Raw genomic sequence first — 21,785 nt, 5'->3', positions numbered from 1 at the left:
GACCATCTTCAGGAAGGAACGATTCATGCGCCGTGTTTGTGTGTTCCGCCGGTTCGTCATGGCGTTGTTGGTGGCCGTCGCCATGGCCCCATTCCTGACCACTGCCCAGGTGGCTGGCAACCCCGCCCCGCGCACCAACGCCTTCAATGACCCTTTCGTACAGGTCACGAGCGCTATCCCGCAATGTCCCGTGCCCGAAGGCCCGCTCTACACCGAGGCCGAGGTGCGCGAGCTGGCGCATGTGCGCTCGCAGCACGGCGGCAGCTGCCACCGCGTGGGGCGCTGCCGCCTGCCCAACTCGTACCTGTACGACGCCGAGATCATCCCGCGCGTGCAGCGCTACATCCAGCAGGATGGCCGTTTTGACGACACCAGCGTGTGGGTGTTGGGCGAGCGGCGGCTGGTGACACTGATGGGTTGTGTGCGGTCGCAGGCGCAGGCCGAGGCGCTGGAGAAAGCCGTGTGGCTGGTGGACGACGTGATGGGGGTGATCAACCTGCTGCAGGTGGGCGTTGAGCGCGATGGCGTGCGCTACCCGGTGCGGTCAGTGCCGTAGCCGGTGCACCGGCCTGCCGCGGCCCTTTTATCCCAGCCGCACCCGGCGCGCAATCGGTCCCGACATGGGGCTTGCATCGCCGGTGCCACACATGGCGCGTGGGGGCTTGGGCTGGCCTGTTTCCTGCTGCATATTGCCGTTTCTCCTATTTCATCAAGGAAATTTCGCCATGCAATTCAAGCTTTCCCTGCTTGCGGCTGCCACCCTGGCCCTGGCAACCGTTGCTCCCACCGTGTCGGCAAAACCGTTCAAGTGGGCAGGCTCCAGCGACATCCAGACCATGGACATCCATTCGCAAAACAGCGCCCTGGGCAATGGCATCCATGCGGCGGTGTATGAATCGCTGGTGATGTTCAACAGCCGCACGCTCAAGGTCGAGCCGCTGCTGGCCACCTCGTGGCAGCAGGTCAGCCCCACGCAGCTGCGCGTGAAGCTGCGACAGGGGGTGAAGTTCAGCGACGGCTCGGCCATGACGGCCGATGACGTGGTCTATTCGCTGCAGCGCGCGATGAGCAAGACCTCCACGTACTCCATCTACACCCAGGGCATGGACCGCATCGCCAAGGTGGACGGCGAGACCATCGACATCTTCCTGAAGAACCCCAACCCGGTGATACTGAACCAGCTCACCGAGCTGCGCGTGATGAGCAAGGCCTGGGCCGAGAAGAACAACTCGGTCGAGCCCAAGGACATCAAGGCCAAGGACGAAACCTATTCGCACCGCAATGCCATGGGCACCGGCCCCTTCGTGCTCAAGGAATGGGTGCCCGACCAGAAGATCGTGTTTGCTTCCAACCCCCACTGGTGGAATGCAGGCAAGGCCGAAGGCAACGTCACGGAGATCACCTACACCCCCATCAAGTCCGAAGCCACGCGCATCGCCGCGCTGCTGTCGGGCGAGGTGGACATGGTGCGCGACACCAGCATTCAGGATCTCGCCCGCATCAAGGCCAACCCCGCCCTCAAGGTCATGGAGATGGTGGAGAACCGCACCGTGTACCTCGCCATGGACCAGTTCCGCGAAGAGCTGGTGGGCAGCAACATCAAGGGCAAGAACCCGCTCAAGGACCTGCGCGTGCGCAAGGCGCTCTACCAGGCCATCGACAGCGCCACGCTGCAGCGCGTGACCATGCGCGGCATGTCCAAACCCACCGGGGCCATCGTGTCGCCGCTGGTCAATGGCTGGACGGAAGCGGTGGACAAGCGCCTGCCCTTTGACCCCAATGCCGCGAAGGCCTCGCTGGCCGAGGCAGGCTACAAAGACGGCTTCGAGGTGGACTTTGCCTGCAGCAACAACGCCATCGTGCAGGACGAAGAGCTGTGCCAGGCGATCACCTCCATGTGGTCGCGCATTGGCGTGAAGGCCAAGCTGCGCACGCTGCCAGCAGTCACCTACTACCCCATGGCACAGCGGCACGAGGCCAGCATTGCGCTGCTCAGCTGGGGTGTGCCTACATTCGATGCGCTGTACACCCTGCAGTCACTCGTCCGCACCAAGACCACGGGCGGCGACGGCAACTACAACCTGGGCCGCTACACCAATGAACGCATGGACTACATCGTGGACCGTGTGAAGACCGAAACCGACCTGCCCGTGCGAAACCGCCTGCTCACCGAAGGCCTGCAGCTGCAGAACGACACCGTGGCACACATCCCCCTGCACAACCAGATGCTGGCCTGGGCGATGAAGAAAAACGTGGAGCTGGTACAGCGGCCGGACAACCGGATTGACTGGCGTTTGATCAAGGTGAACTGACGGGCAGAGGGGCGAAAGGCCGTCCGTTGACGGACGGCCTTTCGCGGCGCTCTTACGCTGGCAGATTCAGCCGAAGCACGCTGTTTTCACTGCCCACGTACAGGCTGTTGGCATCCGGGCCTGGGCTGATGAACTTCACCAGGTTCAGGCTGGCGGGCAGCGCACCCAGGCGCACGCCGACCGGTGTGGGCTGGTTTTGCCCTGCCAGCAATTCCAGGCCTTTGGCCACGGTAAAGCGGTAGACGCCGCATGCGCTGGACAGGAAGACCTCGCCAGGGCGGCTGGGCAGCACGCACAACTGCAGGTAGTGCAGAGAGAACGGATGGGTGACATTGGCTGCCGGCAGGGCAAAGGACTGGCGCGTAGCGCCTTCCAGTCGCACCAGCTCCGGCACGTAACGCACCAGCTTGCCTTCTGCGGTGGCCACGGTGCGGTTGCACAACACCCACGAGACAGGTGAGCTGCCGCCTTCGAACGCGAGATCCGTCACGTCCATGTACCACGGGCGCTGCTCCAGCGGTGGGTAGTTGGCGGCGGAATGAACCAGCTGCGGATCGCCAGCGACCACCTGAACCTGCCCGGTGGCGCTGATGGTGCCGATCACGGAGACGCCCGAGGCCGGAGGTAGTTCGGCAATGCCGGAGAGCGGCACCACCCGCGTCGCAAACCACAGCAGGCCCGTGGTGTCGGTGCGAAGAACCTGCGGGCCGGACGTCGGTAGGGGAGAGCGTGGTACGGGTGGGAAGTGATGGAAATAGGTACTCTGGACCCAGGGTTCCCAGGCATTGCTGGCGCCGCCTTTGGGCGAACGCAGAACCGTGTCGGTAGCGGGGTCGTAGGTCAGAAAGTAGCCGTATGCTTCTGCCAGGTGTCGGTAGGCTGGTGGGCGTTTGAGCAATAGCGAGGCCACTTGCCCGGTAGGGCTTACGGTACGGATGGGCGCGGGCGCACCGTACCCGGTAGCTTCGGCCGTGACCAGATACAAGAGCCCCGAGGTATCCGTACACGCATCAACACCGCTTTCGAAGTCGAAACGGGCTGAATCGCCAGTGCCGTCGCTATGCCCACGGTGGTCCTCCAGGCCCACCCACAGCTCAGGTACGGATTTGAGGAACTTGACAAGGTCCAGGCGGTAGAGCGCATCACCGTATGCACTGTTCACGCTCGAAACGCTGACGATCAGGTTGCCGTTGAGGGGGTGGGCTATGGCTGTTTTCACGCGCCCTGGCAATTGCCATTCCAGTTGGCGTGTTCCGTCCAGCGCGTAATGTGCCGCTGTGCCGGACGTAGCGTTCACCCCCCAGTACCTGTTGCTGTCATTCTTGACCGGAGCAACGGGCGTGACATTGGCTGGCCAGCTGTGGGGCAGGATGTTCCATGTGTATTCCCCCGAGGGCGACCTGGCAAGTTCCGCCCATTCCACGAAGTTGCTCGGTGATTCGGTCGTGAACCGCCGAATGGCCCCGGCGTGGGAGACGACCAAAAGGCTGTTTCGGGGCGTGGATAGTAGTGAGGTAACAGTTCCATCGGGGGCCAGGGTACGCAGGGTGTCCATCCCTTTCGGATCAGATACCACCCTGTCCAGGAAGTACACCAGGCCATCACCCGCGAGCACGGGACTTCCGAAAGAAGCGATCCGGGCGGCCGAGCCCTTGCCGTCCTGCGGCACGGTGGCGCCGAATCCACCGGCCAGGGGCACTGGTGTTCCGTCTTGCAGGAACGAGACCACGTATCCGCTGTCACCAGAGCGGAACTGCGCAACGAGGTAGCGGTCCTGCGCGTCAAAGACCCCTGAGCTAGCCGCAAGTGCGAGGGGAAAGTACGACAGGGTGCCCTGCGCGGACACCCGCCCCACCATATTTCCTGCGTCAGGTTCGTTGCCGGAATACCCAGTGAACCAAAGTTCCCCCTGGCTATTGAACGAATGCCCTGCTGCCGTTACTGGCAAGCGGGCGTCGGTGGAGGTTCCCGCCATTGATCCCGCCCCGCCCAACGCGCCCGCCACAAGGCTGAGTGAAGCAGGGCCTGGCGCCGGAGGGGGCGGTGCAGGGGGTGGGGCGGGTACTTCGCTGCCCCCGCCACCGCCGCAGGCGGTAAGCCCGGAAGCAGTCATCCACAAGGCAAAGTGACGTCGTGTGAGCGCGGAAGCGGCTGTCTCGTCAGGTGGGTTCATGAAGAATCTCCGAAGTGTGAACAGGGGGTGCGGTCAGTCAGCGGCGGATGCGCGCGCATGCCGTCTCAACCGGGAAGACCCAATCGCAGTACGCTGTTTTCGCTGCCTACGTACAGGCTGTTGGCATCGGGGCCGGGGCTGATGAACTTCACCACGTTCAGGCTGGTGGGCAGGGCGCCCAGGCGCACGCCAGCTGGCGTGGGTTGGTTCTGCCCAGCCAGCAACTCCAGGCCCTTGGCTACCGTCCATCGGTACACGCCGCATGCGCTGCACAGGAAGACCTCCCCCGGGCGGCCGGATACAACGCACAGCTGGTTGTAGTGCATGGAGGCGTAGTCGGTCTCGTTCGCGGAGGGCAGGGCGAAGGACTGGCGCGTGGCACCTTCGAGGCGCACCAGCTCTGGTGCATAGCCCAAGAGCTTCCTGTCGGGGCTCAAGATGGCCCGGTTGCACAGCACCCAGGAGATTGGGGAGCTTCCTCCTTCGAACGCCATATCTGTCACATCCATGTACCAGGGGCGCTGATCCAGCGGGGGATAGTTGGCGGCAGTATGGACGAGCTGTGGATCGCCTACCACCACCTGCACTTGCCCCGTGGCGGATATCGTGCCGATCAGGGAAGTTCCTGAACCGGGAGGTAGCCAATCCAGGGTGATGGGCAGCGTCCGTGTCGCAAACCATAGCAGGCCTGTGGTGTCGGCGCGCAGAACGCACATGCCTGAGAACCCCGGGTTTGCGCCAAAGTATTCGCTCCTTACCCAAGGCTCCCAGGCAGTGCTCCCCGCCTTGGGTGCGCGCAGCAGGGTTTGGTTTTCCTTGTCGTAGGCCAAGAGGTAGCCGTACGCGCTGGACAGCAGCTGGTATCCCCATGGGTATGTGACAGGCATCGAAGTCACCTGGCCTGCCGGTGTGACGGTACGCAGCGGCGTAGGGACCGACTGCGGCGGCGTACCGGGCAGTGGGATCTGAGCCCCCACTGCCACATACAGCGGGCCCGATGCTTCCGAGGTGGCGCGAGCTCCGCGTTCAAAATCAAACCGTGCTGCATCGCCCTGGCCGTCCGTGTGCCCGCGCTGATCGGCCAGGCCGACCCAGGGCTGCGGCACAGCGGTCGGTGTTTTCACCCTGTCCAGCACCAAGAGTACGCCGGGGCTCTCGAGGGAGGATTGGTCCAGAGGGCCCCGCCACGCATGCGCCACCAAGTGTCCGGTGAGGGGGTTGGACACCGCCGCATCCACCCGCCCTGGCAGCTGCCAGACGTCCGTACGCGTGCCATCCAGCGCGTAGTGGGCCATCGTGTTGAACGCAGCGTCAAAGCCCCAGTACATGTCGATGCTGCCTTTGACGGGCGCGAAGGGTTCGGCGTGGGCCACACTTCGCCAGTTGTTCGGCAGGACTTCCCAGAAGTATTGCCCTGACGAGGCCCTCGCCAGTTCCGCCCATTGCACGCGGTTGTTCTGAAAATCATCGGTAAACCTGCGCACTGCCCCAGTGGGGGAGGCGATCAAGCGGCTGTTATTGGGCACCGGCAGCAAGGAAACCACGGTTCCATCGGGGGCCAAAGTTCGCAGCGTGTAGTTGGCGGCGCCAGCATCGCGGTCCAGAAAGTACACCAGCCCATCGCCCGCCAGCAGCGGGTTCCCGAACCAGAGGATCTGCGCCGCAGGGCCTTTGCCATCCTGCATGGTGGTGGCGTTGGGTTGGCCTGCCAGCGTCACCAGCGTTTCATTGTCGAAGAACGAAACCACAGTGCCGGAATCGTCCAACGCAGCATGGGCGATCACGTACCGGTCTCGCGCATCAACGACCCCGAGAGTGACGGGCATCTGTTGGTTGAACGCAAAGTACGATAGCGTACCTTCTGCGGTGATCCTTCCTACTTTTTGTTCACGGCCGTACCTGCCAACGAACCAAAGATCGCCCTTGCTGTTGAAGGCATGCCCGGCCATCACTGGGGGCAAACGTGCATCGGTCAACACGCCTGGCAAAAATCCTGAGCCGCCCAATGCGCCCGCCATCAAACTGAGCGAGGCTGGCCCCGGCGCGGGACCGGGCGGTGGGGCTGGCGCGGGGGCGACCTCTCCCCCGCCACCGCCGCAGGCCGACAAACCAGAGGCCGTCATCCACAGGGCAAAGTGGCGGCGAGTGAGGGCAGAGGAAACCTTCTCGGTCGAAATGCGCATGGACAGTCTTGTGAAAGTTGAGAAATCACTGCTTATAAAACACCCCGGTTGCAAATGTGGAGGTTGTTACCAGGAGTTGCAGTGACGCGCGTGCCAGCTGTGAGCGCCGAGCACTGCGGGCACGCAGAGTGCGCGGGCGTTAGCGCGCGGGCTGCAGCATGATGATCGCCATGCCCGCCAGCGCCACCAGCACCCCCACCACATCCCAGAGTGTGGGCCGGATGCCATCGACCACCCACAGCCAGGCCAGCGCCGCGCCGATATAGACCCCGCCATAGGCCGCATACACGCGCCCCGCGCCTGTGGTGTCATGCAGCGTGAGCAGCCACGCGAACAGGGCGAGGCTCAGCGCTGCAGGGAGCAGCAGCCACATCGGCTTGCCCTGTTTGAGCCACAGCCAGGGCAGGTAGCAACCCACGATTTCAGCCAGGGCGGTGGCGATGAAGAGCAGCAAGGTCTTCATCATTGTTCGGGGCCGCGAAGGGCGGTGGATGGTGGTGCTTCTGGGCTGGTTGCCAGCCACTGGCGCAGCGCCAGTTCGCCCTTGGCGGTGAAGTGCACGACGCGCGAGCCCTGTGCCCGGTGCGCCCATCCGCCGTCGAACAGGCGCTGCAGCAACGCAGCGCCCAGCGCGCCGCCCAGATGGTGGCGGCGCTCGCTCCAGTCCAGGCAAGGGCGGCACAGCATGCGCCGCTGTTGCGCCAGTGCCGTGGTGTCAATGTCCACCTGGGCAAACCACTGCGCGCCTGCGGGCGTCACCGCTGCACCCTGGGGCGTGGCGTCCAGCAGCCCCTGGCGCACCAGGGCTTCGTAGAACTGCACGCCCACTTCACCGGCCAGGTGGTCGTAGCACATGCGCGCGCGGCGCAACGCGGGCTCGCGCGGGCTTGCGCGCAGGCGCACGGCACCGGCGCGGAAGGCCACGTTCATGAGCGATTCCAGCAGGTGCGCCACATCGCGATCAGCCAGCCGGAAGTAGCGGTGGCGGCCCTGGTGCTCGACGGTCAGCAGGCCCGCATCGAGCAGCTTGGCCAGGTGGGCACTGATGGTCTGCTTGGTCACGCCTGCCACCGCCGCCAGTTCGGTGGCCGTGAGTGCGCGGTCGGCCATCAGGGCCGTGAGGACTTCGGCGCGCGCGCTGTCGCCAATGAGCGCGGCAATGCGCGCGATGTGGGGGCCATCTTTCATGGTTCGATCTTGGGCGAACCATCGAAGGACGTCAACCGCCTATCGTGAAGCCCTGTCCACCAACGACTTTTGAACACCATGATCACCTGCTTTATCCGCTACGACATCGACCCCTTCCAGCGCGAGCTGTTTGCCGAATACGCGCGCCGCTGGGGCCAGATCATCCCGCGCTGCGGGGGCCACCTGATCGGCTATTTTTTGCCGCACGAGGGCAGCAACTACGAGGCCTGGGGGCTCATCGGCTTTGAGTCGCTGGCTGCCTACGAGGCCTACCGCGCCCGCCTGCGCTCCGACCCCGAAGGCCGTGCCAACTTCGCCATGGCGCAGGAAAAGCGCTTCATCCTGCGCGAGGAGCGCACGTTCACGCAGGGCGTGGAAGGCACGCTGGACCTGCCCGCACACCCACTGGAGATCAGCGCATGATGGCCGTCATTTTCGAGGTACAGCCCGCTCCGGGCCAGCAGGACGCTTATCTGGGCGCTGCCGCTGCGTTGCGGCCTTTGCTGGAGCAGATCGACGGGTTTATCTCCATCGAACGGTTCGAGAGCCTCAGTGCTCCCGGCAAACTGCTGTCGCTTTCGTTCTGGCGTGACGAGGAAGCGGTGGCGCAATGGCGCCAGATGGAAGCCCACCGCGCTACGCAGAAAGCAGGCCGCGAGCGGATCTTCGACAACTACCGCCTGCGCGTCGCCGCCGTGGTGCGCGACTACGGCATGCACGACCGCAATCAGGCTCCCGCAGATTCACGATCAGTGCACACCTGACGGGAGCCTGCGCTCCCGGCTACGACGGCCGTGCTGCCGGGCAAGCCTCGCCATGGCCGCGTTTCGAACTGTGGTGGTCTGCGCAAGCGCAGGAGAAAGGGGGCTGCCACCCAGATGTGCTGCTGGGTCAGCGCCCACCGGCGGCGGATGCGGAGACGGGAGAGATCCGCAGGAGGGGCAAGCCTTCAGCAAGGTGACACAGCGCCGCTCATGCTGCCCTGGCACAGGTGCAGGCTGATCCGCGCCCGGTTCAATAGCAGATCGCACAGCCACGCGTACACCAGCGCGATGTATGCCAGCTGCGCCCAGCCCACGTAGCTGCCGAACACGACGGTGTGCAGCCAGTTCTGGCCCCAAAGGTAGATGGCGCTGCTTGCCAGTGTGGCCAGAAGGAGGGTGGCGGTGGCCGGCACCAGCGATACCCCACCGGCACCGTGGGGTCGCCGCCATGCGGCCAGGCCCAGCAGGGCGAATGCCAGGGCATTGGCACCGCTGAAGATGCGCAATTCGCGCAACAGCTTTTCGGCCGTGTCCATGTAGGCGCTGCGGATCAGCGCATCGAGCTGGGCCTGCATCTGCTGCGCGGTGCCAATTTGCAGTTCCAGCCGTTGTTGCCGCCGTTTGCGGCACTCGCACGCCGGAATCCCCATCTCGGCCGCAATGGCCGCGACCCGGGCGGGCAGGCCCGCAGACAGCGCCTGACGCGCGGCGTCGATCTCCTGCTCCTTGCCGCGCAAGAAGACCCGCGCCTGGGCGCTCAGAAAGCGTTCGTCCAGGGCACGGAGCTTTTCGCCCGTCTTGTGCTCGATCTGCTGGCGGATCAGCTCGCGCGCACCGTGTTCAATCCAGGTAGGTTGCAGCAGCGATACCATGAGCAACCCGCCGAAGGCGGCGCTGCCCAGCAGGGACAGCAGGAGTACGAAAGAGCGAAACAAGGTGGAGATCTCCGATGTTCAGTGCAGCTTAGCTCTGCGCAGACCGCACGTCGGCACATCCACTTTCGAGTACCAGCCGGCCCAGTGCGGGCTCCATGAGCCGGTAGCTCAGCCGTTCGGCCACGCGCTCGGCACCCAGGCTTTCGTAGAACAGGATCCCCCGGGCGTTTGAAGCCTTCACAGGCCAGTCGATGCGGCGGCAGCCGTGTTCCATGGCATATCGGGCGAGCCCGTGCATGAGCGCCCGGCCCGCACCCTGGCTTCTTGCGGCCGAACTTACATACAACTCTTTGAGCTGGCAGTGTCTGCGCTGGTCCTCTGCAAATTCGACCAACGAATACACCAGCGAGAACGCCGCCAGGCCCACCACAACGCCATCGCTGCGCGAAGCCACCAGCAAACGCTGGGCGGAGCCGGGCGCCAAGAGGTTCTGGCGGAGATGCTCCATCACCACCTGCCGAGGGGGTGTGGCGCCTTGGTTGTAGAAGGCGTGCAGTTCGCACAGCAGGTCGACCAGTGATGCATGCTGGTGTTCGGCGACCAGCTCAATACGAAAGCGGTGTTTTGTGGGATGGGGGGCCTGCATATGGTTTTCTCACCAGGAAGCGTCTGCAACAGGACGAGCCGCGCATTCTGGCCCCTCCTGCGTGTCCAATGGCCATCGCATCACAGTCGGTACACGCCCTGCGGCGTGCTTCGCGCAGGGGAAAGTTGGTCAGGACTTCCGTGGGGCATGCCGACGGTGGGCGCGTGTTGTGTGTACCGCCTGCCTAGGCTTTCACCGCAATCACTTCCATACAGACGCGGTACCGCTGGCTGATGCCATAGCGCACGGGCTTGAAGCCACATTCGGCCAGCAATGCATACAGGCGGTCGCGGTCGAAGTTGTGATAGTGCTCGATTTCACCCCAGTACGGGTTCGCATTGCCGGCATCCAGTGCCTTCCAGACCATGGAGCCCGAGTTGGGCATGGAGATCAGCAGCACGCCCCCCGGTTGCAACAGTCGGTGGGCGGCATGCAGGCCTACCTTGGGATACGGCATGTGCTCCAGCACATCTGCCATGCTGATCACACTGGCGGGGCGAGACAGCTCGAACCCTTTGACATCCTGGCAATGGGCTGCCACGCCCCATCGGCGCAACTCTTCCACCGATTGCGGACGCAGGTCCAGGCCCACAGGCTCGAAGCCGTACTCGTGCGCCGTGAACAGAAGCGATGCATTGCCAAACCCCACGTCCAGCCACGTGCCGCCGGTCTGGTAGGGCAGCACTTTCTCAATCATCTGCGCAGACACATAGCGCTGCCGCTCCAGGTCATAGCCCACCACCTGGGATTCGTTGGTGCCACGGAAAACGATATTCAGCGCTGCTTCGGTGTAGTAGCCGCTGCGAAAAACATGCTGGCACGCCGCGCATTGGCTCCAATGCATGGTGCGAGAGAGTTCTTGGCTGTAGCGAGGGTGGTGGGAACAGTCCGCACTGCGCAGCGGACGAAAGGCTTTGCTCTCGCACAACGGGCATGCCTGGTAGTCGATCAACTCATTGGCCAGGACTGCGGGGGTGTTTGCTGGAGGCCTGTAAGTCACCGGCGCAGCTGGGAAGGAGTACTTGATCATTGCCTCATTCTAGGAGCCTGTGATCTGCGCATGAGGAGCGCCCTGGCGTCACGCCGAAATGCAAACGCCGCAAGCGCAAAGAGCACGGCCCACGAGACGAAAGCTCCGGTCAGTACGTGCAGAAGGTAGGCCGAGGCCCCGCCCTCGGGCACGAGCCAGTACACCACCGCAGTGGGAGTGATGTGGACAAGGAGTGCAGCCGTTTGGATGCCGGGCCACAGGTAGGTGGTCGAAGCCCATCCAGGCGGCAGGACCCCTCAGTGCCAACGCGCCGACAGCCGCCGAGAAACCGATACCGACCAGCACGACCAGCACAGCGGCGCGCAAGCCCTTCATGCGGCCAACCAACGCTGCACGGTTCCAGCGTGCCGCTTCCAGCAACCGATGGGAGCGGGGCGGAGCGCTGGGACAGATCGAGCGGCGTGAAAGCGAGCCGTGCACCACATATGCTATAAAAACAATAGCATTTCGCGCTTGTCAGACAAGCGCCAGGTGCCAAAAAACCTCCAATCCGAGCCGCGCCAGTCAGCGAGCCCGTTCACGAGGCGGCCCACTCACAGCGCAAAAATTTTCCCCGGGTTCAGGATGTTCTTCGGGTCCAGTGCCCGCTTGATGGCGCGCATCATGTCCACCGCGCCCGTGCCGGTCTCGTCCAGCAAAAAGCCCATCTTGTGGATGCCCACGCCATGCTCACCGGTGCAGGTGCCGCCCATGCTGAGGGCGCGGGCCACTAGCGTGTGGTTCATGGCTTCGGCCTTGGTGCGTTCTTCGGCGCTGTTGGGGTCGATGAGGTAGCCGAAATGGAAGTTGCCGTCGCCCACGTGGCCGACGAGGAAGTAGGGGATGCCGCTGGCTTCGACCTCGTCCACCGATTCGAGCAGGCAGTCGGCCAGGCGGCTGATGGGCACGCAGGTGTCGGTGCTGATGGCGCGGCAGCCGGGGCGGCTTTGCACGGCCGCGAAGTAGGCGTTGTGCCGGGCGGTCCACAGGCGGGTGCGTTCTTCGGGCGTGCTGGCCCATTCGAAGGCCTGGCCGCCGAATTCGCTGGCGATGTCCTGCACCATCTCGGCCTGTTCTTTCACGCTGGCGGGCGAGCCGTGGAACTCCATGAGCAGCATGGGTTCTTCGCGCAGATTGAGCTTGCTGTGCGCGTTCACCATGCGCACGGTGTGGTGGTCGATCAGTTCCACGCGGGCGATGGGCACACCCAGCTGGATGGTCTGGATGGTGGTGCGCACGGCAGCCTCGATGCTCGGGAACGAGCAGATGGCCGCGCTCACGGCCTCGGGCAGCGGGTACAGGCGCACGGTGATCTGTGTCATGACGCCCAGCGTGCCTTCGCTGCCCACCATCAGGCGCGTGAGGTCGTAGCCCGCGCTGCTCTTTTTGGCGCGGGTGCCGGTGTGGATGACTTCGCCGCTGGCGGTCACCACCTCCAGCGCCAGCACGTTCTCGCGCATGGTGCCGTAGCGCACGGCGTTGGTGCCGCTGGCGCGCGTGGCGCACATGCCGCCAATGCTGGCGTCGGCACCGGGGTCGATGGGGAAGAACAGGCCCGTGTCCTTGATGGCGTCGTTCAGCGCCTTGCGCGTGATGCCGGGTTGTACCGTCACCGTGAGGTCTTCGGCATTGATGCTCAGCACCTGGTTCATGCGGCTCACGTCGATGCTGATGCCGCCCTGCACGGCCAGCAGGTGGCCTTCAAGCGACGAGCCCGCGCCGTAAGGGATGACGGGCACTTCGTACTGGCTGGCCAGCTTCACCGCGTCGGCCACATCCTGCGTGCTTTCGGCAAACACCACGGCGCTGGGCGGCGGGGCCTGCAACGAGCCTTCGTCACGCCCGTGCTGCTCGCGCACGGCCTGGGCCAGCGAGCACTGCGCGCCAAAGCGGGCCTGCAGCGCATCGATGAGGGCCTGGGGCACGTCGCGCAGCTTGATTTCGGGCAGCAGGTGGGCGGCAGCGGTGGGGGCGTTCATGGTGTGTGTCTCCGGTGGGTGCGGTCAGTGAGAAGCATTCTAGGTTCGGCACCGCGGCCGGGCCCTGGTTGATCCAACTTGGGCCTGTGCGGGGATGCGGGTATTCACGGGCTTGTTGGTCGGCGCCTGAATAAATACATTACGTTCGAAATGTATATTGTGAAAACGCCATGAACCACCGTGTTTCCCCCAAGGCCGGGGTGCGCCGCACCCATGCCGAGCGCAGCGCCGCCACCCGCCTGCACCTGATCGCCACGGCCATCGACGTGATCCAGCACCGCAGCCTGGAGGAGATGTCCATCCACGAGCTGGCCAAGTCGGCGGGCATGACATCGGGCGCAGTGCAGCACCACTTCGAGTCGAAGGCGGTGCTGATGATGAATGTGCTGAGCGAGCTGATCGAGTCCACCGTGCGTTCGGGCGAACTCTGGCCCAGCCCCGCGCTGCCCGCGCGCGAACGGGCCGCGAAGTTTGTGCAGGCGGTGTGGAGCCTGGTCTATGCGCAGCCGCGCTTCGTCGTGGCCTGGAACATCTACCTGGGCTGCCGCAACCAGCCCGAGGTGCTGGGCCACATTGCCGAGCTGCGCCAGAGTGTGCAGGCGCGCATGCACGAAGGCTTTTTCACGGCCTTCCCCGAGCTGGCGGCAGAACCCGACCGCGATGGCCTGTTGGGCCTGGTGCTGTCGTCGCTGCGCGGGCTGGGGATGCTGCAACTGTTTGCGCCTGCACAGCCATCAGCGCCCGATGCCGTCCATCAGGCGCAGCTGGCCTGCCTGGCCGACTGGATCGCCAACCGGTGCGAGGCCGCAGCAGCCTCCGCGGGCACGCCCGGGAAGGTGCGCACGCGCCGCCGTTGACCCCATCAGATATCAGATGCCCCGCCGTGCGCGGGGCGCATCTGGCCTGCACGCCAAGTGCACGCACCCACACCCAACACCACCAGGAGACACACCATGACCTCTGCTTCTTTGCGCGCCCCGCGCACCCTCGCGCTCAGCGTGCTTGCCGGATTGGCCAGCCTGGCCGGTGGCGCCCTGGCGCAGCAGCCGGGCGGCTACCCAGCCAAGCCCATCCAGCTCATCGCCCAGCAACCGCCCGGCAGCGGCTCGGACGCGATGACGCGCGTGTGGGCCGACTGCGCCGCGCGCGAGTTGGGCCAGGCCGTGGTGGTGCAGAACAAGCCCGGGGCTAATGGCATCCTGGCCATCAACTACCTCAAGTCCCAGCCTGCCGACGGCTACAGCCTGCTGAGCATCGGCATGTCGCAGATGACGATCACGCCGTATGTCTACAAGCAGCCGCCGTATGACCCGCAACACGACTTTGATGGTGTGGCCGTGCTGGGCACGTCGCCCCTGGTGTTGGCCGTGCCGCCCGGCATGGGCATCGCCAGCCTGGCTGACCTGCAGAAGCTGGCGCGGTCCACGCCCGGCGGGATCAACTTTGGCTCACCGGGCAAAGGCAGCCCTGCGCACCTGCTCACCTCGGCGCTGTTGGACAAGCTGGGTGTGCCCGGCACCCATGTGCCTTTTGTGGGCGAGGGTGCGGGCCTGACTGCGCTCATGGGCCAGCAGATCCATGCGATGACGTTGGTGATTGGCACGGCGGCGGCGCAGGTCAAGGCGGGCAAGCTGGTGCCGCTGGCGCTGTTCGGTGCCCAGCGCTCGGCGCTGCTGCCCGATGTGCCTACCATCGCCGAGGCCCTGCCCGCCGCCAGCGATCTGGCGCGGCCTGCGTGGATTGCGGTGGTGGCCAAGGCGGGCACGCCGCCCGAGCTGTTGAACCGGCTCAATGCCGTCACCGAAAAATGCCGTGGTGGTGATGCGCAGTACAAGTCCCGCCTGGAAGCCATGAACGTCACACTGACCACTTCCACACCCGGCGATGCCCGCACCTGGGCGGCCCGCGATGCGGCCGTGTGGCGCCCGCTGATCGACAAGCTGGGCCTGGCCACGGAATGACGGCGGGCACAGCGGCGCCGCTGGTCACGCTGCCCCACGGCGGGCAGCTGCGCGGCCTGTGGGAGCAGGGCGTGCGCGTGTTCCGGGGTGTGCGGTATGCCCAGGCGCCGCGCGGCACTTTGCGATTTGCGGCGCCGGTGCCAGCGCTACCGTGGCCTGGCGTGCGCGATGCCACCGGGTTTGCGCCGATGGCACCGCAGCTGCCCCGCACGGCGCGTGCGGATGCACCCATGCTGGGGGGCGAAGACTGCCTGGCCGTCAACGTGTGGGCCCCGCCTGCCGAGCCCGGCGCCCGCCTGCCCGTGATGGTGTGGGTGCATGGCGGCGGGTTCTTTCGCGGGTCGGCCAGCGAGCCGTTGTACGACGGGGCGTCGTTTGCGCGCCAGGGCGTGGTGTTTGTGTCGCTGCAGTACCGTTTGGGCATCGACGGTTTCCTGCATTTCGAGGACGAGGCTGGTTCGCGGGGCGGCGCAGCGCCCGCCAATCGCGGCCTGCTGGACCTGTTGGCCGCGCTGCAATGGGTGCGCGAGCACATCTCCGCCTGGGGCGGCGACCCGGCGCAGGTCATGGCGTTCGGCCAGTCGGCCGGTGCGGGCGCACTGGCCTGTGTGCTGGGCATGCCCGCATCGCGTGGGCTGTTGCAGCGCGCCATCTTGCAGAGCCCGAGCGTGGCCTGCCAGACGCTGCAAGAGGCCGCCGCTGCACGCCGCGCCGTGGCTGCGCTGGCGGGGGTGGCGCCCTCCCTGGCTGCGCTGGGTGTGGCAGCCCCGCCTGCCGTGCTGCACGCGGTGCACCGCCTCGCGGCAGACCCGGCCCTGCGGCAGCAACACGGCCTGGGCATCCGCAACTTCTTTCCCCTGCGGCCCGTGGTGGACGGGCAGGTGCTTGTTGCGCCGCCGCTGCAGGCGCTGGCGCAGCAGTGGGCGGCGCACCCGCCAGACTTGCAGGTGCTGGTGGGTTGCAATGCCGAGGAGATGCGCCTGTACCACGTGCCGGGCGGCGCGATGGACCGCGTGACCGAGGCGCAGGTGCTGGCTTTTGCGCAGGAGGTGGGTTTGGGCGCGGACGCGGTGCAGGCCCTGCGCGCCACATTGCCGCCCACACACCCAACGCCCGGCGAGCTGCTGTGTGCCCTGCAGTCCGACTTTTACTACCGCGTGCCCGCCCAGCGCATTGCAGCGCTGGCCAGCCGCTGGGCCCGCAGTGCCCATGCCTATGAATTCGCCTGGCCTTCGCCGCAGTGGCGGGGGCGCCTGGGGGCGGCGCATGGGGTAGAGCTGCCGTTTGTTTTCGGCAACCTCCACACCGCCACGGGGCAGGAACTGACAGGGCCCAGGCCACCCACCGCGCTGGCTGCGACCATGCACCAGGGCTGGGTGGCGTTTGCACAAAGGGGCGACCCCGGATGGGCGCCGTACGCGGGCGTGCAACCGCTGGTTCAGCGGTTCGATGTGGCGTCGCCTGCGTATGCGCCCCACCCGGAGCCTGTGCGGCTCTCGCTGTGGGACGGTCTTCTCTGACAAAGTAGCCGCCGAGGTAGCTGCAGAGGTAGATGCCGGAGCGGTGGCTCGCTACACTGATCCGGCGTCTTGTTGACTACTTCAAACAGAGGGGGTTGCCATGGCTTCAGCCAATGTGGGGGATTGCCTGTCGGGTGCCTGGGGCATCTTCAAGAACAACGCCATCACCCATGTGGTGTGCACCTTGCTGGTGATGGTGGTGGCCAGCATCAGCGCGGGCCTGCTGGCCGGGCCCATGGTGGTGGGCTATATGCGCATGATCGAGCGCGAGGCGCGCGGCGAATCGGTGCAGATCGGCGACATCTTCCGGGGCTTTGACGACTTTGTGCCCGCGTTTGTGGCCGGGCTCATCAGCTCGCTGGTGGTGTCGCTGGGCTTCATGCTGTGTTTCATCCCTGGCCTGCTGGTCATGGCGCTGCCCCCGGTGGCGCTGTTCCTCGTGGCGCGCGGCGAGCGCGATGGTGTGGCCGCCTTCAACCAGGCCTGGAGCATCGTGACGAAGAACCTGGGCTCGGCGTTTTTCTGTTCACTGGTGCTGGGCATCGTGGGTTCGCTGGGCTTTTTGCTCTGCGGCGTGGGCGCGCTGCTGACGCTGCCGCTGTCAACCATCGGCTCTTACTACATGGCGCGCCAGCTGGTGGGCGATGAACCGGTGGCGCTCCCTCCCCTCTGACCCCGGGCCTGTAGTGGTGCCGGTGAGCAGATCGCCCGCCTGGCAGCCGCTGGACGGGAACGCTCGGCGGCTGCGGCTGGCGTTCGGCCTGGGCTGGCCACTGGCCATGGCCGCCACGCCCTGGTGGCTGGGGCAGGGCGGGCTGGGCCTGGGCTGCGGGTTCCGCGCGCTGACGGGCATGCCCTGCCCGCTGTGTGGCGGCACACATGCGTGTGCGGCGCTGGTGCAGGGCGACTGGGCGGCCGCCTGGGCCGCCAACCCGGGCGCGGTGCTGTTGCTGGTGTGGCTGGTGCTGCTGGCGGGCCAGGCGGTGGTGGAAGGCACGCTGGGCCACCGCCGCACGGTGCGCTGGCCGTGGTGGCATCCGGCAGTGCTGGTGGCGGTGGGCGGCGGATTGCTGCTGCCCTGGCTGCTGCGCCTCGCGGGGCTCGCGTAGCCGGGTGCCCAGCCTTCTTTTTCGTTCTTCTTTCTCTATTCCTTTCCAACTTTTCGGGCACGCGCGTGCACCGCTTGTGATGTGCGCGCACCACTTGCATGCAAAGCAGCGTGTCCGTGGTGCCAGGGAACCGCCCGGTGCACAGCCTCCGTGCGCCAGACTGGTGCATTCGGCTTGTATACCAGTTGGCACGGAACCTGCGTAACCGCAGGCAATGACCACCGCCACCGAGATCAGCAACCGCATCATCGAAGCCGTGATGGCGCAAAAACTCGCGCCCGGCTCCCGCCTGGGCGAGCAGCAACTGGCCATGCTGTTCGACTGCAGCCGCACCATCGTGCGCGAGGCGCTCACGCGGCTGGCCACGCGGGGCATCGTCACCGTCAGCGCCCGGCGCGGCTGGTATGTGATCGAACCCTCGCAGGACGAAGCGCGCGAGGCCTTCGAGGCGCGCCGCGTGATCGAACTGGGCCTGCTGCACCAGCTCAAGGTGGTGGACAAGGCCGCGTTGCGCCAGCTCAAAAGCCATCTGCAGCGCGAAAAGGCCGCGCTGGCGGGCACCGACGTGGGCATGCGCAGTTTTCTATTGGGCGACTTCCACGTATGCCTGGCTGAATGCCTGGGCAACAGCCTGCTGGCCGACACGCTGCGCGACTTCACGGCGCGCACCACGCTCATCGCCATGCTCTACCAGTCGTCGCACGATGCGGCGCAGAGCTGCGCCGACCACGTGCGCATCGTCGAGGCGCTGGAGGCAGGCGACATTGCCCGCGCCGAAGCACTGATGTCCGAGCACATCGGCACGGTGCAGTCGGCCCTGCGCCTGCAGGCCAGCAGCGACCCGCTGGCCGGGCTGCGCGATGCGCTGGCACCGGTGCGCAAGAGCCCTGCACAAGCCACCCCACCAGCCCGCGCGCGCAAGCCCCGCGCTGCCCCCAAGAGTTCCACCCCCCCAGCGTCTGACCCAGACGCCCCTGTCGACGCATCCACCTACCTAGGAGCCCTGCTATGACCACCGTCCGCACCGTCACCTCGTCCACCCGCCGCCTGACCCTGGGCGTGTTCGCCGCCGCAGGCCTGTCTGCCGCCCTGATGGCGCCTGCCGCCCACGCGCAGAACGCGCTGGACAACATCCTCAAGGCCAAGGAAATCAAGATTGCCATTCCCACCGACTACCCGCCCTACGGCTTTGTCGGCACGGACCTCAAGCCCCAGGGCCTGGATGTCGAGATGGCCAATTACATCGCCACCAAGCTGGGCGTGAAGGTCGAGCTGATCCCCGTGACCAGCGCCAACCGCATCCCCTACCTGCAGACGCAGAAGGCCGACCTCGTCATCTCCACGCTGGGCAAGAACCCCGAGCGCGAAAAGGTGATCGACTTCACTGCGGCCTACGCACCGTTCTTCCAGGCCGTGTTTGCGAGCAAGAGCCTGAACATCAAGAGTTTTGCCGACCTCTCCGGCAAGAGCGTGGCCGTGACGCGTGGCGCCATGGAAGACCAGGAGCTGGCCAAGGTCGCGCCCCCCGGCGTGGACGTGAAGCGTTTTGAGGACCACGCGGCCAGCATCTCGGCGTTCGTGTCGGGCCAGACGCAGGCGATTGCCACCAGCGCATCAACGGCCGGGACCATCATGGTCAAGAACCCCAACCTGCAGACCGAATACAAGCTGCTACTGAAAGACAGCCCCAACTTCATCGGCGTGGCCAAGGGCGAGGACAAGCTGCGTCTGCGTGTGAACGAAATCATTGCCGAGGCGCGCAAATCCGGCGACATCGACAAGATGTCCAGCAAGTGGCTGGGCCGCCCTGCGGGCGATCTGCCCCTGTAATCGCTGTTGTCGCCCCTGCTGAAAGAACCGAACAGGACCGTGGCGTGACAAGCGCCACAGGGCATTCGCACCATGCTGATTGCGCTTGACTTTTCTGCCGTGCTGTCCTCGTGGCCGTTGCTGGTGCGCGGCGTGCTCTGGACCATTGGCCTGACCATCGTGGGCACCGTGCTGGGCCTGCTGCTGGGCACGGCCTGTGCCTGGGCACGCGCCCGCAACCTCGGGCCGCGTGCACTGCCACTGCGCTGGGCGGTGGCCAGCTATGTGGAGCTGGTGCGCAACACGCCCTTCATCGTGCAGCTGTTTTTCCTGTTCTTCGGGCTGCCCGCGCTGGGGCTCAAGCTCTCGCCCGAGTTCGCCTCCGTGCTGGCCATGGTGATCAACCTGGGCGCGTACTCGGCCGAGATCATCCGCGCGGGCATCGAGGCCACGCCACGCGGCCAGATCGAAGCCGCGCACAGTCTGGCGCTGACGCCGGGCCAGACCTTCCGGCGCGTGGTGCTGCCGCCTGCGCTGCAAAAGGTGTGGCCTGCCATGGTCAGTCAGATCATCATCGTGATGCTGGGATCGGCCGTGTGCGGGCAGATATCCACGCCCGAACTGAGCTATGCCGCCAACCTGATCTCCAGCAACACCTTCCGCGCGTTCGAGGCCTTCATCCTGGCCACTGCCGTGTACCTGTTGCTGTCCATGGCCACGCGCCGATTGCTGACGTGGATCGGCGCACGTTTTCTGGTGGGGAGATAAGCCATGGTGGACTTTTCCTTGTGGGACATCCTGCGCAACCTGCTGCTGGCGGCGCGCTGGACGGTATCCCTGTCCCTCATCGCCTTCATCGGTGGCGGCCTGGTAGGCCTGCTGCTGCTGGTGCTGCGCTTGTCCAAGGTGCGTGGCACCGAGCGTTTGATCGGTGCCTATGTGCAGGTGTTCCAGGGCACGCCGCTGCTCATGCAGCTGTTCCTGGCGTATTTCGGCATTGCGCTTTTTGGCATCAAGACCTCACCATGGACGGCCGCGGCCCTGGCGCTGACGCTCTACACCAGCGCCTACCTCACCGAGATCTGGCGCGGCTGTGTGGCCTCCATCCCCAAGGGCCAGTGGGAGGCCGCGCAGAGCCTGGCACTCAACTTTGGCGAGCAGCTGCGCCATGTGGTGCTGCCCCAGGCGCTGCGCATCGCGGTGCCGCCCACGGTGGGTTTTCTGGTGCAGGTGATCAAGGGCACGGCGCTGGCGTCGGTCATTGGGTTTGTCGAGCTGACCAAGGCGGGCAGCATGATCTCCAACGCCACCTACCAGCCGTTTCTGGTCTACGCCTGTGTGGCCCTGCTGTACTTTGTTTTGTGCTTCCCGGTAAGCCTGGTGGCGCAATCGCTTGAAAGGAAACTCCATGGCAACCGCCGCTGAAGCCACCACGGCTACCCCCACTCCCGCCCACGATGGCATCGTGGTGAGCGATCCACCCATCGTGGACATCACGGCCCTGCGCAAGTCTTACGACACCAACGAAGTGCTCAAGGGCATCGATCTCAAAGTGCAAAAAGGCGAGGTGATTGCCATCATCGGAAAAAGCGGCTCGGGCAAGAGCACGCTGCTGCGCTGCGTGAACGGGCTGGAGGTTTTTCAGGAAGGCGCTCTGAGCGTCAACGGCAAGAAACTCATGCACGACAGCCCCACTGCCATGCGGGAGTTGCGCCAGCAGGTGGGCATGATCTTCCAGAGCTTCAACCTGTTTCCCCACCTGAGCGTGGGCCGCAACATCATGCTGGCGCCCACGCTGGTGAAGGCGCGTGATGCCAAGACGGCAGAAGCGCAGGCGCGCAAGCTGCTCGAACGTGTGGGTCTGGCCGAAAAGTTTGACGCCATGCCCGACCAGCTCTCGGGCGGGCAGCAGCAGCGCGTGGCCATTGCGCGCGCGCTGGCCATGGAGCCGCAGGTGCTGCTGTGCGACGAAATCACCTCGGCGCTGGACCCCGAACTGGTGGGCGAGGTGCTGCGCGTGGTGGAGTCGCTGGCACTGGAAGGCATGACACTGATGATGGTCACGCACGAGATGGCGTTTGCCCGCAAGGTGAGTGACCGCGTGATCTTCATGCACCAGGGCCGTGTGCATGAAACAGGTGCGCCCGCCGAGCTGTTTGGCAACCCGCAGACGCCGGAGCTGCAGCAGTTCCTGTCGTCGCTGCACGACTGACCCAAAACAAAGCCCGCCTGCGGT

The 21,785-nt window shown here is 65.5% G+C and carries 22 protein-coding genes; 14 read left to right on the top strand and 8 right to left on the bottom strand.

Annotation, left to right across the window (positions count from 1 at the left end):
* Positions 1–25 precede the first annotated feature (25 nt).
* Both ACODS0_RS06490 and ACODS0_RS06485 read left to right on the top strand, forming a co-directional pair.
* A complete protein-coding gene (locus ACODS0_RS06490) occupies positions 26–556 on the top strand; it encodes a BON domain-containing protein (RefSeq protein ID WP_488833703.1) in 531 nt (176 codons plus the stop codon).
* Between the two features lie 169 nt (positions 557–725).
* Positions 726–2,312, top strand: a complete 1,587-nt coding sequence (locus ACODS0_RS06485) for an ABC transporter substrate-binding protein (RefSeq protein ID WP_488833701.1) — start codon at positions 726–728, stop codon at positions 2,310–2,312.
* A gap of 52 nt (positions 2,313–2,364) precedes the next feature.
* Here the strand turns inward: ACODS0_RS06485 and ACODS0_RS06480 are convergent, their stop codons facing one another.
* The 4 genes from ACODS0_RS06480 to ACODS0_RS06465 form a co-directional block, all read right to left on the bottom strand.
* Positions 2,365–4,485, bottom strand: coding sequence for a hypothetical protein (locus ACODS0_RS06480; protein WP_488833700.1), 2,121 nt, complete (start codon positions 4,483–4,485; stop codon positions 2,365–2,367).
* 65 nt (positions 4,486–4,550) lie between these two features.
* Positions 4,551–6,668, bottom strand: coding sequence for a hypothetical protein (locus ACODS0_RS06475; protein WP_488833698.1), 2,118 nt, complete (start codon positions 6,666–6,668; stop codon positions 4,551–4,553).
* Between the two features lie 139 nt (positions 6,669–6,807).
* A complete protein-coding gene (locus ACODS0_RS06470; RefSeq protein WP_488833696.1) occupies positions 6,808–7,131 on the bottom strand; it encodes a YnfA family protein in 324 nt (107 codons plus the stop codon).
* On the bottom strand, positions 7,131–7,856 hold the full coding sequence (locus tag ACODS0_RS06465) for an ArsR/SmtB family transcription factor (protein WP_488833694.1): 726 nt from the start codon (positions 7,854–7,856) through the stop codon (positions 7,131–7,133). Before ACODS0_RS06465 ends, ACODS0_RS06470 begins: the two co-directional genes overlap by 1 nt.
* 78 nt (positions 7,857–7,934) lie before the next feature.
* Here ACODS0_RS06465 and ACODS0_RS06460 point away from each other — a divergent pair, with 78 nt between their 5' ends.
* Complete coding sequence (locus tag ACODS0_RS06460; RefSeq protein ID WP_010465174.1) at positions 7,935–8,279, top strand: NIPSNAP family protein; 345 nt, start codon at positions 7,935–7,937, stop codon at positions 8,277–8,279.
* Complete coding sequence (locus ACODS0_RS06455; RefSeq protein ID WP_055396150.1) at positions 8,276–8,620, top strand: antibiotic biosynthesis monooxygenase family protein; 345 nt, start codon at positions 8,276–8,278, stop codon at positions 8,618–8,620. The genes ACODS0_RS06460 and ACODS0_RS06455 overlap by 4 nt, the downstream gene beginning before the upstream one ends.
* A gap of 185 nt (positions 8,621–8,805) precedes the next feature.
* Here ACODS0_RS06455 and ACODS0_RS06450 read toward each other — a convergent pair whose 3' ends face one another.
* The 4 genes from ACODS0_RS06450 to ACODS0_RS06435 all read right to left on the bottom strand — a co-directional run bounded on the left by ACODS0_RS06450 (position 8,806) and on the right by ACODS0_RS06435 (position 13,150).
* Positions 8,806–9,555: a hypothetical protein gene (locus ACODS0_RS06450; protein ID WP_488833691.1), complete on the bottom strand. Its 750-nt coding sequence runs from the start codon at positions 9,553–9,555 to the stop codon at positions 8,806–8,808.
* 28 nt (positions 9,556–9,583) lie between these two features.
* Positions 9,584–10,141 (bottom strand): GNAT family N-acetyltransferase, encoded by a 558-nt coding sequence (locus ACODS0_RS06445; protein ID WP_488833688.1) that lies wholly within the window; start codon positions 10,139–10,141, stop codon positions 9,584–9,586.
* 184 nt (positions 10,142–10,325) lie between these two features.
* Entirely contained in the window at positions 10,326–10,985 is a 660-nt protein-coding gene (locus tag ACODS0_RS06440) for a class I SAM-dependent methyltransferase (protein WP_055396210.1), read from the bottom strand.
* A 740-nt stretch (positions 10,986–11,725) separates the two neighbouring features.
* Complete coding sequence (locus ACODS0_RS06435) at positions 11,726–13,150, bottom strand: FAD-binding oxidoreductase (RefSeq protein WP_488833685.1); 1,425 nt, start codon at positions 13,148–13,150, stop codon at positions 11,726–11,728.
* Positions 13,151–13,320: 170 nt separating this feature from the next.
* Here ACODS0_RS06435 and ACODS0_RS06430 point away from each other — a divergent pair, with 170 nt between their 5' ends.
* From ACODS0_RS06430 to ACODS0_RS06385, 10 genes are all read left to right on the top strand, one after another.
* The gene (locus ACODS0_RS06430; RefSeq protein ID WP_488833683.1) at positions 13,321–14,007 is read left to right on the top strand and encodes a TetR/AcrR family transcriptional regulator; all 687 of its coding nucleotides are present in this window, start codon (positions 13,321–13,323) and stop codon (positions 14,005–14,007) included.
* A gap of 96 nt (positions 14,008–14,103) precedes the next feature.
* Positions 14,104–15,111 (top strand): Bug family tripartite tricarboxylate transporter substrate binding protein, encoded by a 1,008-nt coding sequence (locus ACODS0_RS06425; protein WP_488833681.1) that lies wholly within the window; start codon positions 14,104–14,106, stop codon positions 15,109–15,111.
* Positions 15,108–16,631: a carboxylesterase/lipase family protein gene (locus ACODS0_RS06420; RefSeq protein ID WP_488833679.1), complete on the top strand. Its 1,524-nt coding sequence runs from the start codon at positions 15,108–15,110 to the stop codon at positions 16,629–16,631. The genes ACODS0_RS06425 and ACODS0_RS06420 overlap by 4 nt, the downstream gene beginning before the upstream one ends.
* A gap of 100 nt (positions 16,632–16,731) precedes the next feature.
* A complete protein-coding gene (locus ACODS0_RS06415) occupies positions 16,732–17,304 on the top strand; it encodes a hypothetical protein (RefSeq protein WP_488833677.1) in 573 nt (190 codons plus the stop codon).
* A gap of 22 nt (positions 17,305–17,326) precedes the next feature.
* Complete coding sequence (locus ACODS0_RS06410) at positions 17,327–17,740, top strand: DUF2752 domain-containing protein (RefSeq protein WP_242421937.1); 414 nt, start codon at positions 17,327–17,329, stop codon at positions 17,738–17,740.
* A 214-nt stretch (positions 17,741–17,954) separates the two neighbouring features.
* Positions 17,955–18,752 (top strand): GntR family transcriptional regulator, encoded by a 798-nt coding sequence (locus tag ACODS0_RS06405; protein WP_228896988.1) that lies wholly within the window; start codon positions 17,955–17,957, stop codon positions 18,750–18,752.
* Entirely contained in the window at positions 18,749–19,570 is an 822-nt protein-coding gene (locus tag ACODS0_RS06400) for a transporter substrate-binding domain-containing protein (protein ID WP_488833673.1), read from the top strand. The genes ACODS0_RS06405 and ACODS0_RS06400 overlap by 4 nt, the downstream gene beginning before the upstream one ends.
* A gap of 72 nt (positions 19,571–19,642) precedes the next feature.
* The gene (locus ACODS0_RS06395) at positions 19,643–20,317 is read left to right on the top strand and encodes an amino acid ABC transporter permease (protein WP_487255882.1); all 675 of its coding nucleotides are present in this window, start codon (positions 19,643–19,645) and stop codon (positions 20,315–20,317) included.
* A 3-nt stretch (positions 20,318–20,320) separates the two neighbouring features.
* Complete coding sequence (locus ACODS0_RS06390; RefSeq protein ID WP_487261554.1) at positions 20,321–20,974, top strand: amino acid ABC transporter permease; 654 nt, start codon at positions 20,321–20,323, stop codon at positions 20,972–20,974.
* A complete protein-coding gene (locus tag ACODS0_RS06385; RefSeq protein WP_426305886.1) occupies positions 20,958–21,761 on the top strand; it encodes an amino acid ABC transporter ATP-binding protein in 804 nt (267 codons plus the stop codon). Before ACODS0_RS06390 ends, ACODS0_RS06385 begins: the two co-directional genes overlap by 17 nt.
* Positions 21,762–21,785 lie beyond the last annotated feature (24 nt).

This window comes from Acidovorax sp. FG60, from assembly GCF_057808995.1.
This window is presented reverse-complemented; position numbering and strand designations above follow the sequence as displayed.

What these genes read in the sequence shown, in the direction of transcription:
- ACODS0_RS06485 (WP_488833701.1), top strand. Translation starts at nt 726, where the DNA reads ATGCAATTCAAGCTTTCCCTGCTTGCGGCTGCCACCCTGGCCCTGGCA.
- ACODS0_RS06390 (WP_487261554.1), top strand. Translation starts at nt 20,321, where the DNA reads ATGGTGGACTTTTCCTTGTGGGACATCCTGCGCAACCTGCTGCTGGCG.
- ACODS0_RS06475 (WP_488833698.1), bottom strand. Translation starts at nt 6,668, where the DNA reads ATGCGCATTTCGACCGAGAAGGTTTCCTCTGCCCTCACTCGCCGCCAC.
- ACODS0_RS06490 (WP_488833703.1), top strand. Translation starts at nt 26, where the DNA reads ATGCGCCGTGTTTGTGTGTTCCGCCGGTTCGTCATGGCGTTGTTGGTG.
- ACODS0_RS06415 (WP_488833677.1), top strand. Translation starts at nt 16,732, where the DNA reads ATGGCTTCAGCCAATGTGGGGGATTGCCTGTCGGGTGCCTGGGGCATC.
- ACODS0_RS06470 (WP_488833696.1), bottom strand. Translation starts at nt 7,131, where the DNA reads ATGAAGACCTTGCTGCTCTTCATCGCCACCGCCCTGGCTGAAATCGTG.
- ACODS0_RS06420 (WP_488833679.1), top strand. Translation starts at nt 15,108, where the DNA reads ATGACGGCGGGCACAGCGGCGCCGCTGGTCACGCTGCCCCACGGCGGG.
- ACODS0_RS06430 (WP_488833683.1), top strand. Translation starts at nt 13,321, where the DNA reads ATGAACCACCGTGTTTCCCCCAAGGCCGGGGTGCGCCGCACCCATGCC.
- ACODS0_RS06465 (WP_488833694.1), bottom strand. Translation starts at nt 7,856, where the DNA reads ATGAAAGATGGCCCCCACATCGCGCGCATTGCCGCGCTCATTGGCGAC.
- ACODS0_RS06435 (WP_488833685.1), bottom strand. Translation starts at nt 13,150, where the DNA reads ATGAACGCCCCCACCGCTGCCGCCCACCTGCTGCCCGAAATCAAGCTG.
- ACODS0_RS06480 (WP_488833700.1), bottom strand. Translation starts at nt 4,485, where the DNA reads ATGAACCCACCTGACGAGACAGCCGCTTCCGCGCTCACACGACGTCAC.
- ACODS0_RS06445 (WP_488833688.1), bottom strand. Translation starts at nt 10,141, where the DNA reads ATGCAGGCCCCCCATCCCACAAAACACCGCTTTCGTATTGAGCTGGTC.
- ACODS0_RS06400 (WP_488833673.1), top strand. Translation starts at nt 18,749, where the DNA reads ATGACCACCGTCCGCACCGTCACCTCGTCCACCCGCCGCCTGACCCTG.
- ACODS0_RS06440 (WP_055396210.1), bottom strand. Translation starts at nt 10,985, where the DNA reads ATGCATTGGAGCCAATGCGCGGCGTGCCAGCATGTTTTTCGCAGCGGC.
- ACODS0_RS06385 (WP_426305886.1), top strand. Translation starts at nt 20,958, where the DNA reads ATGGCAACCGCCGCTGAAGCCACCACGGCTACCCCCACTCCCGCCCAC.
- ACODS0_RS06455 (WP_055396150.1), top strand. Translation starts at nt 8,276, where the DNA reads ATGATGGCCGTCATTTTCGAGGTACAGCCCGCTCCGGGCCAGCAGGAC.
- ACODS0_RS06425 (WP_488833681.1), top strand. Translation starts at nt 14,104, where the DNA reads ATGACCTCTGCTTCTTTGCGCGCCCCGCGCACCCTCGCGCTCAGCGTG.
- ACODS0_RS06460 (WP_010465174.1), top strand. Translation starts at nt 7,935, where the DNA reads ATGATCACCTGCTTTATCCGCTACGACATCGACCCCTTCCAGCGCGAG.
- ACODS0_RS06405 (WP_228896988.1), top strand. Translation starts at nt 17,955, where the DNA reads ATGACCACCGCCACCGAGATCAGCAACCGCATCATCGAAGCCGTGATG.
- ACODS0_RS06395 (WP_487255882.1), top strand. Translation starts at nt 19,643, where the DNA reads ATGCTGATTGCGCTTGACTTTTCTGCCGTGCTGTCCTCGTGGCCGTTG.